Origin of the sequence: Carboxylicivirga agarovorans (assembly GCF_050589845.1) — a bacterium.
In the GTDB taxonomy this organism is placed as follows: domain Bacteria; phylum Bacteroidota; class Bacteroidia; order Bacteroidales; family Marinilabiliaceae; genus Carboxylicivirga; species Carboxylicivirga agarovorans.
Genome location: NZ_JBNGPA010000026.1, coordinates 1 through 14,720, shown reverse-complemented (window position 1 = coordinate 14,720; position 14,720 = coordinate 1). Strand labels below are relative to the sequence as shown.

At 39.4% G+C, this 14,720-nt stretch carries 8 protein-coding genes and 1 tRNA gene; 8 read left to right on the top strand and 1 reads right to left on the bottom strand.

The window, feature by feature from the left end:
* Positions 1–103: 103 nt before the first annotated feature.
* The 6 genes from ACRD69_RS19260 (at position 104) to ACRD69_RS19235 (ending at position 11,550) form a co-directional block, all read left to right on the top strand.
* Entirely contained in the window at positions 104–2,500 is a 2,397-nt protein-coding gene (locus tag ACRD69_RS19260; RefSeq protein WP_430816766.1) for a FlgD immunoglobulin-like domain containing protein, read from the top strand.
* A gap of 574 nt (positions 2,501–3,074) precedes the next feature.
* Positions 3,075–6,944: a right-handed parallel beta-helix repeat-containing protein gene (locus tag ACRD69_RS19255; RefSeq protein WP_430816765.1), complete on the top strand. Its 3,870-nt coding sequence runs from the start codon at positions 3,075–3,077 to the stop codon at positions 6,942–6,944.
* Between the two features lie 212 nt (positions 6,945–7,156).
* The gene (locus tag ACRD69_RS19250) at positions 7,157–7,882 is read left to right on the top strand and encodes an SMI1/KNR4 family protein (protein ID WP_430816764.1); all 726 of its coding nucleotides are present in this window, start codon (positions 7,157–7,159) and stop codon (positions 7,880–7,882) included.
* Positions 7,883–8,275: 393 nt separating this feature from the next.
* Positions 8,276–9,601, top strand: coding sequence for an AAA family ATPase (locus ACRD69_RS19245; protein ID WP_430816763.1), 1,326 nt, complete (start codon positions 8,276–8,278; stop codon positions 9,599–9,601).
* Positions 9,602–9,605: 4 nt separating this feature from the next.
* Positions 9,606–10,841, top strand: a complete 1,236-nt coding sequence (locus ACRD69_RS19240; RefSeq protein ID WP_430816762.1) for a tetratricopeptide repeat protein — start codon at positions 9,606–9,608, stop codon at positions 10,839–10,841.
* Positions 10,842–11,043: 202 nt separating this feature from the next.
* The gene (locus ACRD69_RS19235) at positions 11,044–11,550 is read left to right on the top strand and encodes a DUF2391 family protein (protein WP_430816761.1); all 507 of its coding nucleotides are present in this window, start codon (positions 11,044–11,046) and stop codon (positions 11,548–11,550) included.
* Positions 11,551–11,621: 71 nt separating this feature from the next.
* On the opposite strand, the gene ACRD69_RS19230 is transcribed toward ACRD69_RS19235, so the two are convergent.
* Positions 11,622–11,695: transfer RNA gene (locus ACRD69_RS19230), tRNA-Ala, on the bottom strand.
* Positions 11,696–11,993: 298 nt separating this feature from the next.
* On the opposite strand from ACRD69_RS19230, the gene ACRD69_RS19225 reads away from it, so the two are divergent.
* Complete coding sequence (locus ACRD69_RS19225; protein WP_430816760.1) at positions 11,994–12,677, top strand: energy transducer TonB; 684 nt, start codon at positions 11,994–11,996, stop codon at positions 12,675–12,677.
* A 110-nt stretch (positions 12,678–12,787) separates the two neighbouring features.
* Positions 12,788–14,008, top strand: coding sequence for a GTPase HflX (gene hflX, locus ACRD69_RS19220; RefSeq protein ID WP_430816759.1), 1,221 nt, complete (start codon positions 12,788–12,790; stop codon positions 14,006–14,008).
* Positions 14,009–14,720: the final 712 nt, after the last annotated feature.

Here is a 14,720-nt window from a genome sequence, read left to right as displayed (position 1 = left end):
TGATACTTGGTTTAATTTTGCTTTTCACCTTTATATTTCACTGTATATGTGCACATTATTAAGCAAACCTAATGACGCACGAATAGTGCGAAAAGACTTCAGAATGCTTATTCTGATACTGTTATTGATCACACCTGCATTAGCTAATTCAGGTGAGAAAGTATTAACCGTTTACTTTTGCGGCACCGGCATCACCCACGAATGGGTTGATCCTGACATATCCGGTTTTCATTCCGCTGAGCTCTTATCTTTTCTATATCAGAATGATTTATCATCAGGCATGGAATTGACCATCGATCAATTGGATGCTGCTTATTACAAGAAAATTATCAACGGTATTGCTACTCCGGCACTTGAACCACCTGCTTTGCACCATAATTTTTATGACCCGGCCAAATGGCTTGAGGGAGTGGATAACAGGCGATGGGATGAATGTTTGAATGAGGCAACCGAAGCCATTGAACTTCTGCTGGACGACCAGGAAGAAACCCTGGAACTTAACCTGGTAGGTCATGGGCGCGGGGGTGTATTGTGTATGTTGCTGGCCCGTCATATTGAAGACCAGCAGATGACTCAGATTACCCGTATTAACATTCTTGCCATAGATCCGTTAGCGGGATATTCAGATGGTGATCCAATCAAACAACTAAGTGATAATTACGGAGAATTAAGCCTTCCGGCCAATGTGAATCAGTATGTAGGATTATATTCACAGGACGAGCGTTCGTTCCGCTATGAGCCATTAATACCGGCTCTTAGTGCTCCCGAGCAGATCAGAACATTGATGGTATCCTTTCCCGGCAGTCACGAAACACTCGTGGGAAGCAAAATGGATAATGGTCATTCACTGGTTAACGGTCAACCCAATGCCAGTTATACTATCGTTGATGAGCTGGGAGTTGTCAGTGAACTGACTGCCCTGTTCGCTTATCAGTTGCTGACATCTCCCGAATGGGGGTCTGTTCCCATGAGCACCCAGGCAAGCACACAGTATGAAAATATTGATGAAGCCGCTTTTAATCAGCACGTAGAGGATATGAATAACAATCTTGATTATTGGTTAATGCATACCCTCTCCTTTGGTGAGTTTTACTCAAGTTATGACCACGATCACTATCTTGATCCTGCACATGTTGGGCATGAACTGCTTGTTCCTGCTGATACCGGTTCGGTTCACTACCGCTTGTGTTATGAGGCTCCCCACCGTGAGACTGACAATGCGGAGAATCCTGACCGCGTTTTTTTCATGGATAAAAAAATAACACCCCTGGTTGATGGCAGCATGGTGTGGAATATGCTGCAATCATTGCGCGGTGACCTAAGCAGTCCGATTCCCATCTATCCCGAATTACCTGATATAGTTGAACAGTGTTCTGTTGATACTGTTGAGGCACCTATTGCCTATGACGCCGTAGATGGTATCATCATGGGTACCACCGAAGATTCACTTCGTTACACTGAACAGGGCACTTACACCATCACCTGGCATTTCACTGATGCAACCGGTAACACTCTGACACAGGAGCAGACTGTGATCGTGAAAGATACCATTGCTCCGGTTCCTGAAATGGAAGTACTGCCGGTGCTCAGGGCACAGTGTGAAATTACCGATATTGAGTATCCTGTTGCCTATGACAACTGTATTGGCATGATCACAGGAATAACCGACGATCCTCTTTATTATCCCGACGAAGGTGAATACAATATCTTATGGGTATACGATGATGGACATGGCAATATAACAGAACAAAACCAGACGGTGATCGTCAAAGACACAATTCCACCAACTATCGTATTAACATACGATCAGCCTATTGAGATGTGGCCGGCCAATCACAAATACGAAACCTTTAAGCTTGAAAAGCTGATCGAATCAGTGTCTGACAACTGTACAGAACTCAACATCGATGATGTAGTCATCCACTCTGTGATGTCTGATGAGGCAGATAACGGCAATGGCGACGGCAATACCGAAAATGACGTTGTGATTGCCGATGACTGTCGTTCCGTTCAACTGCGTAAAGAACGATCAGGCGGAGGTAATGGCCGTGTTTACAGCATCTGTATCGGAGTAAGTGATGAAAGTGATAACATGGCAACAGATACGATCACAGTTGTGGTGCCGCATGATAAAAACAGCGGAGCTACTGATGATGGACCTTCCTATACAATTGATAGTAAGTGTGCCGGGTATCCTGACGAGTATGAAGATGGTGATGCCAGAAACAAGCTGTCACCTAACTTCCCAAATCCTTTTGATGTCTCTACAAATATCCCCGTTCTGATAAGCGATACTGGCAATGTCAAAATTGCCATTTACGACTTACAGGGGCGACTGATAAAAATAGTTTATTCAGGCGTTTTAACCAACGGCTCTCATTCATTCCAATGGAATGGTACTGATAGCGGCAATCAGGTTGTGGGCAACGGCACATACTTGTGCACCATGCTTCAAAATGATGTTGAAATAGCCTCTCGCAAAATTGTGGTGATGCGCTAAAATCTTTCAGATAAGCACAAAGCCCGGGGCACTTCACTTGTCCCGGGCTTTTTATATCCATACCTCATCCCCTTATCCTAAGAAAACAACCATTTATCAATAGAATAGCTTTTGTTCAAATAAATAACTTATTTTAGCATCTGATAATTGAGATCTCGCCTCCTGCCCTACAAGTTAAAACAAGCAATTTGCTACGGGTTAGAAGCAAAAATGACAACTGGTATACTATATCTGTATGCTCGAAAAATACATAGTATATGTTTGATAGTAATGCCTTTTATAAAACCGATTACAGCGAATACAAAATACATTGTGGTTGATATCTGACTGTTGGGTGCAAGAAGGGTGGTATCGCACATTAATCTGAAAAATATACAAATTCAAAGTTTGAACGATGATACTACCTTAATGGAAATTGGATATTATAAACTAATGGTGGTTTGTCACCATACATCATCAGCACTTGTTGTGATTTAAGCTCACGAATCAGACAGGAATAATAACCTCATTGTACACTTGTTGTTGTAAACATGATAAATTCTTAAGCGATCAAATATTTTACAAGCCTTACTCCATGAACATTAAAAAAAACTACTTACCATTCATTATTTGTTTATTCGCATTTCTTAAACTAACCAACCTAAGTGCACAAACTGCAGAACTTTTTTTTGTCGATGAACACAATGCCATCACCATAAGCTATGGGGTTCACCAGGCCTTAAAACTTCAATTAACTGATCCTGATCAAAACACCGACGCTAACTCAATTAATACCGTATCAGTTACCTTGAGAAGTGCCACCGAACCTGAAGGTGAACTGCTAACATTAACTGAAACCGGCATTAATACCGGCATATTTACTGGCAGCATGAACGTTGATGTGAACCCTAAAAATAATGGCGATGAGCTATTACAAGTAACTAAAGGGGAGACAATCACAGCCAGTCATAACGATCCTTCAAATGATTTCGGGAACCCTGAAACAATAAATACAATTGTTTATTATGGTTTTACTCCAATAAGTGGTTCTATTACGACCAATACAAACTTCCTCAAAACTAATAGTCCCTATCTTGTAACAGGTGATGTTACAGTTGAACAAAATAAAACCTTAACAATTGAACCGGGAGTCGAGATCAGAATTATGCCGTTATCCGATGACCAATCTTCAGGACAAGATATTAACAAAATTGAGTTTAGAATATCAGGCGATATTGTCGCCAATGGAACTGAAGCCGAACCGATCAAATGGATCGTAAACAGTGACAGCCCTGACGAAGCTGATTGGTATGGCATTTACCTTTCAGGAGAAAAAACACATACTACATTTTGCTACAACGAATTTGAACATGCATACAGAGCAATCTACTCAAGCAGCACGTACAATAATTCAAATGTCAATGAGCTTGTAATAGAGCACAATACTTTTCAATACACATCCCTCGCCCTGTATTTTGATTATACAAATATTCCGATATCTGTAAATACCAATACCTTCAAAAATATTAGCAATAACATTATTTTTGGGAAAAGCTTCAGGAACATACTATCTGTTAATAATAACATCTTTAAGGATTCTGAAAGTCACGGGATCTATATTAACTACCACAGCAGCCTTGATGGCACAGGCAATTTTCATGGCAATAGTTTTGATAATATAAACTACGATGCTATACACATCGTATATGGTACAACATTCAGTATAGTTGGAAATACGATAAGTAATTCAGCCAATGGAATACATCTGGACAATTATTCCGATGATGTATTAATTAAGAACAATACCATTAATAACAATTCAAAAGCAGGTATCGAAATATTGCATGCAAGTGCAAATATCGAAGAAAATACAATTACACAAAATTCATATGGCATAGACCTGCATGCTCGATCTCAAAATCCATCGAACATTACATTAATGCACAACAGCATAACAAACAATTGGAACAATGGCATTACCGTTGGTGAAAGTAATAACACAACCTATGATTATGTTTCGGTAATAGCCAATTACAACAATTTATATGGTAATAGCCGATACAGTTTTGCAAACTATACGTCAAATGATCAAAACGCCAAGTATAATTATTGGGGAGAAACCACTATTAACCAGATAAATGGCGCCAATAACCCTCAAGATATTAGTGCCATATATGATCAATACGAGAATTCGGGTTATGGTTTAGTGAATTATAGTAATCACTTACCTTGCGAAGGATGTGAACCAAACCTGATTACCGGAACAGGCATTCTGGAATTCGTCGATAATAATGGCCTTAATACCTTAGCCTATAAAAATGACAATGAGGCCATACTTCAATTATCAGATCCTGATCAAAACACCGATGCTTCTGCAATCAACACTGTAACAGCACTAGTTTACAGTACTACTGAACCAGAAGGAGAAACGATTACCTTGACTGAAACAGGCATTGATTCGGGTATTTTCAAAGGAAGTATAACATTCGATGAAAGCTCAAAAAACAATGGCGATGGTCTATTACAGGTAACTAAAGGTGAGAAGATTACAGCTACGAACATCGATCCTTTTGATGACTTTAATAATTCGGTTACCCTAACAACATGTGCTTACTTTGATGTGTCACTTTTAAGTGGTTTAATTGATATTGATTATACTTTAGAGATGAACAACAGCCCTTACCTGGTAACTGGCGATGTTACCGTTGAACAAAATAAAACCTTAACAATTGAACCGGGAGTCGAGATCAGAATTATGCCGTTATCCGATGACCAATCTTCAGGACAAGATATTAACAAAATTGAATTTAGAATATCAGGCGATATTGTCGCCAATGGAACAGAAGCCGAACCGATCAAATGGATCGTAAACAGTGACAGCCCTGCTGAAGCTGATTGGTATGGCATTTACCTTTCAGGAGAAAAAACACATACTACATTTTGCTACAACATATTTGAACATGCATACAGAGCAATCTACTCAAGCAGCACATACAATAATTCAAATACCAATGACCTTGTAATAGAGCACAATACTTTTCAATACACATCCCTCGCCCTGTATTTTGATTATACAAATATTCCGATATCTGTAAATGCCAATACCTTCAAAAATATTAGCAATAACATTATTTTTGGGAAAAGCTTCAGGAACATACTATCTGTTAATAATAACATCTTTAAGGATTCTGAAAGTCACGGGATCTATATTAACTACCACAGCAGCCTTGATGGCACAGGCATTTTTCATGGTAATAAATTTACTAATATAACCTACGATGCTATACACATCGTATATGGTACAACATTCAGTATAGTTGGAAATATAATAAGCAATTCAGCCAATGGAATACATCTGGACAATTATTCCGAGGATGTATTAATTAAGAACAACACCATTAAATATAATTCAAAAGCAGGTATAGAAATATTGCAAGCAAGTGCTAATATTGAGGAAAATACAATTACCGGGAATTCTTATGGAGTAGATCTGCATGCTCGATCTCAAAATCCATCGATCATTACATTGACACATAACACCATAACGAACCATGCTAACAATGGCATTACAGTTGGGGAGAGTAATAACACCAACTATGATTATGTTTCAGTAATAGCCAATTACAATAACTTATATGGAAATAGAAGGTATTGTTTTGCAAACTATACATCCAATGATCAAAACGCCAAGTATAACTATTGGGGAGAAACCACCACAGACCAAATAAATAGTGCCAATAATCCTCAAGATCTTAGTGCCATTTATGATGAATACGAAAACTCAGGATTTGGCTTTGTGAATTATGCCTTTTATCTTGATTCTTATAGCTGCTATCAAATTGAAACAACTGAATCAGTGAGTATTTGCGAGGGGGAATCGTATTCTTTCGCTGATCAATTGCTAACAGAATCAGGCGAATATCAACATATTTTCACCCTGGAAAATGGATGTGACTCAGTTGCAAACCTAATATTAGTTGTTAACACAGTAAATACAACCATTTCAAGAGATGGTAATACACTAACCGCAGAAGCCGATAATGCTTTATATCAATGGTTGGAGGCCGGTACAACAGAAGGCACTCCTATCCCCAATGAGACGTACAGAAGTTTTACACCTGACCTTGAAGGTAAATATGCCGTATCCGTTACTCAAAATGGCTGTACTGAAATATCCGAGGCTTTTGACTTTAGTTTAGTTCCTACCTCAAGTCCTGATATTAGCATGGAAAATAAATTTAAGGTCTATCCGAATCCTAATTCAGGATTAATAACCATCGAATCCATTGAATCTATAAATAATTTCGAAGTGGAGGTCTTCAATATGCTTGGCCGGAAAATTATTATGGAACGAGCAAATAGCCGATCCCTGGTGGTTAATATAACAGAATTTCCTAATGGAACTTATATCGTTAAGATAACTAATGATGGGATGTCAATGCATGATACCATAATAAAGCAATAATAAATCCTGATATTAAAAGTGAGATGCACCTGGTTGATGCAAATGCAATGATGAAATATCCATTGATTATGATAGAAAAATAAAAGCCCGTAACAACACAGTCGGCAAATAACCTGAGGTCGACATAACATTTGGTCCTCAGGTTAATAAGCTGGCATGCTACAATCGTTAATACGAGACCCATAAGCCTCAGGCTAAATAAATAACAAATCATGAGTAATATTGAGATCCTGGAGACACTAAAGAATTCCATCTTTACAGACGAAGATGGTGAAGACTATTCACTTGAATTTCAGGATGGTTTAAGTGATACAGAAATCAGCAAACTACAAACCGGCTTCCCAAGTGAAACAATAGACGATGAACTAATAGAGATACTAAAGGAAACACGGGGATGGGACGGTTATGGACTGGGAAACATAGACTTCTCTTCAATTGGGCAATTTGGATTTACTGAACTATCTCCTCATTCAATATCGCTTGGGCATGATGGCTTTGGCAATTTCTGGATTCTTGACATATTAAATGACGGATCATTGGGACATGTTTACTATGCTTGCCATGACCCTGCTGTGTTCATAAAATATTCAGACAATTTAAATGAATTTCTAAAAAGCCTGATTGACTTTTATGAATCGCCATCTGAAAATTATTTAAACGAAATTCATGATAATGTTGTCTTTGACGTATGGCAAAATGGGAGTAATATCCATGAAAAGGTCGATTTCATAACGAATAACAATCAGTTTGCTGATTTCCTGAACGAATTCGAGGGAGATGACTGGTTGATTGCGGACCTGAGAAGATCAGAAAACAAAGACGGGTTCGCCTGGGGAAAATTGGGACCAAACAGTTTAGTTAAGCGACATACGACGGAATTAATCTGGGTCATCAGAAAAAGGAAGAAAGGGTTTTTGGCAAGACTCTTTGGTAAATAAAAGTCCATTGTCAACATGCAATTCGACGGTTAGACGGTTAAACAATTCAACTCTTCAACTACTAAACTCATTAACTCTTGCAACACCCTCATTCATCAGTGTTTTTACTTTATTTATCAATGTAATAATTGTTGTTTAGATAAAACACTTAATTTAGTATCTGTTCAACGAAAACCAGCCGACCTGCCTCCCCGGCCGGCTAAGCTTTACAATTTCGTCGAATGCATACCGTGGCCTGTGACGACAACAACATATAGTAAAGTCCTGTAAAACCAGACCAACTGACACATTCGTCGGATGAGCTGTGAAGTTTGTATGAGGCTTTGCTGAAGAATATGGCTTGAGAACGCTATTCAGGCTTTAAAAAAAGAAATTTATAGTATTGCATGACATATGAATAACGAGAAGATACAGCAGTTGAAGAGTGCGGTGGACTTATCACCGGACAATCCGGTTTTGTTACAAATGTATTTTGAGGCCTTAAAAGAGGCCGATCATTGGGATGAAGCAGAATCAGTTTGTAAAAAACTGTATGATAACGACAAGAGTTATCAATTGGAATATGCCGGTATACTCTATAAAAACAACAAAGTATCGCAAGGTATATTAATGCTGGAGCATATAATAGAGGGAGGAACGAAGGATGTCAAAGCCTACAAGTTGTTGATTCTTCTATATAATAAAGAAGAAAACGTATCGGCCGCCAATCGTCTTTACCGTGTATTAAAAGAACTTGCTCCGGACTATGAAGATGATGAACTGGATGAATTGTTTAATCAGCCCGAAGATGAAGAAAGGGAAGAAGAGGATAAAGTGAGGCTAATGGTTGAGGATAAACCCGCGGCACCAATCATCCCCCTTGAAAAACCCAATGTGTCTTTTAAGGATGTCGGTGGTATGAAATCCGTTAAGGAAGACATCGCCATGAAGATTATTAATCCTATTAAGCACGCCGATTTATTTAAGCAATATGGCAAAAAGATCGGTGGCGGAATACTTCTGTACGGACCTCCGGGATGTGGTAAAACACATATTGCCCGTGCAACAGCTGGTGAAATTGACTCTGCTTTTATATCGGTTGGCATCAATGATGTATTGGATATGTACCTTGGCCAGAGCGAACGGCAATTGCATGATATCTTTGAATATGCCCGTAAGAATACCCCCTGTGTGATTTTCTTTGACGAGGTAGACGCACTTGGGGCCAACCGCACCGATATGAAGAATAGTGCAGGTAAAAATGTTATTAACCAGTTTTTACAGGAGATGGACGGATTACAGGCTGAGAACGATGGCATATTAATACTTGGAGCGACTAATGCTCCCTGGCATATCGATTCTGCTTTTAAACGCCCCGGACGATTCGACCGCATTATTTTCATACCACCGCCGGATGTGGAAGCCAGAAAGGAGATTATTGATATTCAGTTGAAAGACAAGCCTGCTATGGATATTGACATCCAGAAAATAGCGAAGAATGCCAAAGATTATACAGGAGCTGACATTAAAGCATTGGTTGATCTTACCATTGAGGAGAAGCTAAAGACCATTATCGAAACCGGCAAAGAAACGCCCATCAAAACAAAAGATTTTCTTTCGCACATTAAGCGTATCAAACCATCAAGCAAGGTCTGGTTCGAAACAGCGAAAAATTATGCGGTCTACTCCAATCAAAGTGGACAGTACGATGATATTTTAAACTACCTAAATATTAAATAGTCAAATGAGTCAGGTTGCACGAATTGAATTACTAATACAACAGGATAAATATGCCCAGGCCGAACAAGAGATAAGGGCGCAACTATTAGACGATCCGAATAATGGTATTTATTACTCCTTACTGGCACTGTGTCATGCTGAAACAGGTAAAACAGATGAAGCAATCAACGAAGCCCGAAAGGCAGTTGGTTTGATACCTCACTCGGCCTATGCTTATTACGTCTTATCAAAATGCTATTTAAATACAGATAATTACGATGAAGCAGGTAAGGCCATCCGGGAAGCCCTGCGTATTGACCCTGAAGATGAAGATTATCTTTGCATGTATGCTGCCATACTCAATGATCAGGGCGAACACCAAAAGGGCCTGATAACAATCGATAAAGCGCTGGGCATTAACCCTGAACATGCTTCTTCAAAACAGGTTAAATCAATTATTTTACGCGGATTGGGCAAATACAGGGAGGCCGACATGGTGGCCAATGAAGCCCTAAACGATAATCCGGAAAGCGCATATGCCTTTGCTGCCAAAGGATGGTCTTCACTGGATACTGGTCAGGTAAAAGAATCCTTAGAGCATTTTAAATCGGCGGTTATGCTCGACCCAAACAGCGATTATGCCAAGTCAGGTCTTGTAATGGCCATTAAAGCACAGAACCCTTTGTTTAATGCCTTTTACAAATATTACAACTGGATCAATGGCTTATCGTCAGGGGCACGCTGGGGTTTTATCATCGGTATCTTTATTCTGATGCGCATCGCACGAAAAATAAGTACTACCAGTTCCGAACTGGCTCCTGTCTTTTCAGTTATAGTGGGTGTGTATATTTGCTTTGTATTTATGGTATGGACCATCAATCCCATCTTCAATATATTCATGCGTTTTAATAAATACGGGAAGCATGCCTTAGACAAGGGAGAAATTATAGGATCCAACATTATGGCATTTCTGCTGGTCTCAGCACTCATCCAGTTTGTCTTGCACCTTCAGTTCGAGTGGTATCCTGTTACCGGCGCCATTGGTTCCATGCTGCTTACCCTGCCATTCTCATCTACCTTTGCACGCTGGGAAACAAAATCATTTACCAAACATTTGTATTACAGTCTGCTACTTAGCGCCATATGGGCATTAACAATTGCGCTGCCACTAATTGGAATGGAAAGTTACAATGGTATATTGTGGATGGTGTTCCTTGTTGGAACAGTAGGCTATACATGGGTGTCGCAGATGGGGAGTTAAACATCATTGCCACAGAGTAGAATAAATCTAATACCTTTCTTGCGGCAGGGCTAATAAAATCCAAGAAGAGGGAAAATAGTATCGGGTCGAATTCTTATGGAAAGATATATAATCTTCCACAATTCAGTGGTCAGATTTGCTACTTGAAGAATAACATGCCTTTTTGTATTATAAATGAAATGGCAACCTTTTAAACAATATTATGGAGCAAAGAGTAGAAATTAAGGAATCGACCATAAAAAGAATCGGTGGTTACCTGCATAGAGTTGTACCAATTGCAGACAAATCAGGTGATATCATTAGCTATGCATTAAAACCCCTGATGCTTGAATTTAAGCCCCGGGATATAATGCAGGTTATTATTGGATCTGCCCTATTGGCTATACCCGTTTCTCTTACAGAAGAAGTTTGGAATCTTGGTGAATTATTACCGGACCAGAATGTCCTTGCTATATCAATCCTTTCATTATTATTAATATCAATCTTTGTCTATTTCAATTTTTACAAAGTAACCTTAAAAGGGTATGTAACGCATTTTATCAAACGTGTCATTGGTACCTACTTAATTTCTTTGCTCGTTGTAGCTTTAATTCTGACGCTAATTCAAAAATGCCCTTGGGGATTTGACAATATACTTGCAATAAAAAGAATAATACTTGTAGCATTTCCAGCTGCAATGAGTGGAACATTAAGTGATACCATCAAATAAAACACGGCGAAATTATTACAAACAAAAAAAGCGCCCAGAGTGGAAGCCTCCGAACGCCTTTATTTTCAATGTGGAGAATAGCGGAATCGAACCGCTGACCTTTTGACTGCCAGTCAAACGCTCTAGCCAACTGAGCTAATCCCCCATCATGTTAATCTTTTTTTAAATGACCCTTTGTCATTTTTGCGATGCAAATATAATTGTTTTTTCGTAGCGTCCAACAATTAATTTGGTTTTGGATTGATGATTATTGTCAAATTAACTAATTTTAAAACAGCCTAACTTGACACTTCCCATAAAAACTATGGAAATTTGAATGGAATTTGATTTTAAAATTCTATTTTTATGCACTCAAAATTTGGGTGAGGGAATTAGAATCCTCTTTTGAATTGAGAATAACTGGTAATAATAGCTATCTTTAGGCACCAAAACTTTGATCTATTATGGAAGTAAAAAAGTCGCCGAAGGCAGATCTTGAGAACAAGAAGAGCGTCTTTATGCAGATCGGAATGGTGGTTACATTGGCAATTGTATTGATTGCTTTCGAATGGACCTCTACCGATGTGGATGCATCTCAGTTTGAGATGGTAGAAGAGCTTGAAGCCGAGGAAGAAATCATGCCTATTACAAGGCAGGAAGAAGTAAAACCGCCACCACCACCGCCACCACCAAAGGTTGCTGACGTATTGAACATCGTAGAAGATGACGTGGAGTTGGACGAAGAATTAGACATCGAAGACACTGAAATGGATGAAGACACTGAGATCGATTTCTCAGACCTGGCCATGGAAGAAGAAGAGTCTGACGATGCACCGGTCTTCTTTATTGTAGAAGACATGCCTGAATTCCCGGGAGGTGAAGAGGCATTGCGTAAGTACATTGCACAATCGGTGAAGTATCCTGTAATTGCTCAGGAAAACGGAATCCAGGGTCGTGTTTATGTGTCTTTCGTTGTTAACACTAAAGGTAAAGTAACTGATGTGAAAATTGCCCGTGGTGTTGACCCTAACCTGGACAAAGAAGCGATTCGTGTGGTAAATGCCATGCCAGCGTGGAAACCAGGAAAGCAAAGAGGTAAAGCAGTAAAAGTATCTTATACTGTGCCTATCAACTTTGTATTGCAGTAGTAACTACTACAGTAACAATATAAAAAACCCCGCTTCAGCGGGGTTTTTTGTTACCCTGAAATTGAGTTATATTTGTCGTTCTAATTAAGTAAGACGTAAAGAAGTAGTAAATGATTGAGAATCCTTCATCACAAAAGGACCTGGAAAAAGTTGTATTGGTAGCGGTTAAAACACCCGAAGTATCAATGCAGCAAGTGAATGAGTATTTAGATGAGTTAGCTTTCCTCGCTGAAACGGCAGGAGCTATTCCTTTTGAACGCTTTACTCAGAACCTGACCATGCCCGATCCAAAAACCTTTGTTGGTCGTGGTAAGCTCCAGGAAATAATCGATTTCATGAAAGTTCATGAAGTTAAAACCATCATTTTCGATGATGAGCTGTCGCCATCTCAACTTCGTAACCTTGAACGCGAACTAAAAGTACTGGTGCTTGACCGTACCAACCTTATACTTGATATTTTTGCCCGCCGGGCGCAAACAGCCCACGCCAAAACCCAGGTTGAGCTAGCTCAATATCAATATTTATTACCGCGACTAACGCGCATGTGGACGCACCTAGAGCGTCAGCGTGGTGGTATCGGTATGCGCGGTCCGGGTGAGAAAGAAATTGAAACAGACCGCCGTATTATACGTGATAAGATCGCCAAGCTTAAAACCGACCTGAAAAAGATTGACCGACAAATGGCCACGCAACGACAGAATCGTGGTAAGCTGGTTAGAGTAGCACTGGTGGGATATACCAATGTGGGCAAAAGTACATTGATGAATGTACTGAGTAAATCGGAGGTTTTTGCCGAGAATAAACTCTTTGCAACTTTAGACACTACCGTTCGCAAAGTAGTTGTAGACAACATTCCATTCTTACTAGCTGATACAGTAGGATTTATACGAAAACTCCCCCACCACCTGGTCGAATCATTCAAATCGACCCTTGACGAGGTACGCGAGGCTGATATTCTGCTGCATGTGGTTGATGTTTCACACCCTGGTTTTGAACAGCAGATCGAAGTAGTGAATAAAACACTCAGTGAGATAGACAAGACCGTTAAACCAAACATCCTTGTATTTAATAAGGTGGATGCCTATGAGTACACACCAAAGGATGAAGATGATTTAACACCAAAGAAACGTGAGAACTATTCGCTGGACGACCTGAAAGAAACATGGATGGGACAACAAGCCGACTGTATTTTTATTTCGGCTAAAAACAAGGTGAACTTTGTGGAGTTTAAACAAATGATTTACGACGAGGTCAAAAAGATTCACACGCAACGCTTTCCTTTTAACGATTACCTGTACAACTCTTATAACGAAGACGGACAGGCCGAATAATACAGAATTTATTGTGAATATGGGGATGTCCAAAATGTAGGATATTGCTCGCAAAGAACGCAAACGAAGAAAAACGCGGAGCACGCAAGGTGTTGAAAAAATAACATCATATACTTTGTTGTCTTGGCATGAAACATAAAATTTGGACAGCCTCTTTTTTTTGCTCTTATTCCCCTAATTAATGTAGTCGATGGTAGTCATTAAGGGTAAAATAATAATGGCGCAGCCGTTATAATCACTTCGCTATGATGTGGCAGACTTACAGCCTGCTAGTTGCAGTTTGGTTAAATAGTATCGTTTAATAGTTTACCCTTCGCGCGGCAGCACCGGAGGTTTAAATATATCGAAGCTGTCAATCCATTCCTCGGTTCGACGATTTATCAGTTCGGCAGTTTATCAGTTTAATCTTTCAACTTCTAAACCCTTCAACTTATCAACTTTTTATCAATTCAACTGTCACATAAAATAGATACGCAATCGGACATTTGCCCTTCCGCTGCATGGAACAGAAGTGCGTTGAATAACAAGTGCTGTTGCACCGGTTTTTAATTGCATAGCAAACCCGGGGCGACGCTGCGCTTTGCCTTTTAGTGTTCGAAAAGAAGTTTTATAAACGTATAGATCTATGCATCATGTAAATCAGCTCTCCTCCTTACAAAAAGCTACTCTTTATACGCATTATTGTTAAACACATATTTGACTAATGCAATTA

Bases quoted from the DNA above. Each gene is read 5' to 3' on its own strand.
- ACRD69_RS19240 (WP_430816762.1), top strand. From the start codon at position 9,606: ATGAGTCAGGTTGCACGAATTGAATTACTAATACAACAGGATAAATAT.
- ACRD69_RS19225 (WP_430816760.1), top strand. From the start codon at position 11,994: ATGGAAGTAAAAAAGTCGCCGAAGGCAGATCTTGAGAACAAGAAGAGC.
- ACRD69_RS19245 (WP_430816763.1), top strand. From the start codon at position 8,276: ATGAATAACGAGAAGATACAGCAGTTGAAGAGTGCGGTGGACTTATCA.
- ACRD69_RS19255 (WP_430816765.1), top strand. From the start codon at position 3,075: ATGAACATTAAAAAAAACTACTTACCATTCATTATTTGTTTATTCGCA.
- ACRD69_RS19260 (WP_430816766.1), top strand. From the start codon at position 104: ATGCTTATTCTGATACTGTTATTGATCACACCTGCATTAGCTAATTCA.
- ACRD69_RS19235 (WP_430816761.1), top strand. From the start codon at position 11,044: ATGGAGCAAAGAGTAGAAATTAAGGAATCGACCATAAAAAGAATCGGT.
- ACRD69_RS19250 (WP_430816764.1), top strand. From the start codon at position 7,157: ATGAGTAATATTGAGATCCTGGAGACACTAAAGAATTCCATCTTTACA.
- hflX (WP_430816759.1), top strand. From the start codon at position 12,788: ATGATTGAGAATCCTTCATCACAAAAGGACCTGGAAAAAGTTGTATTG.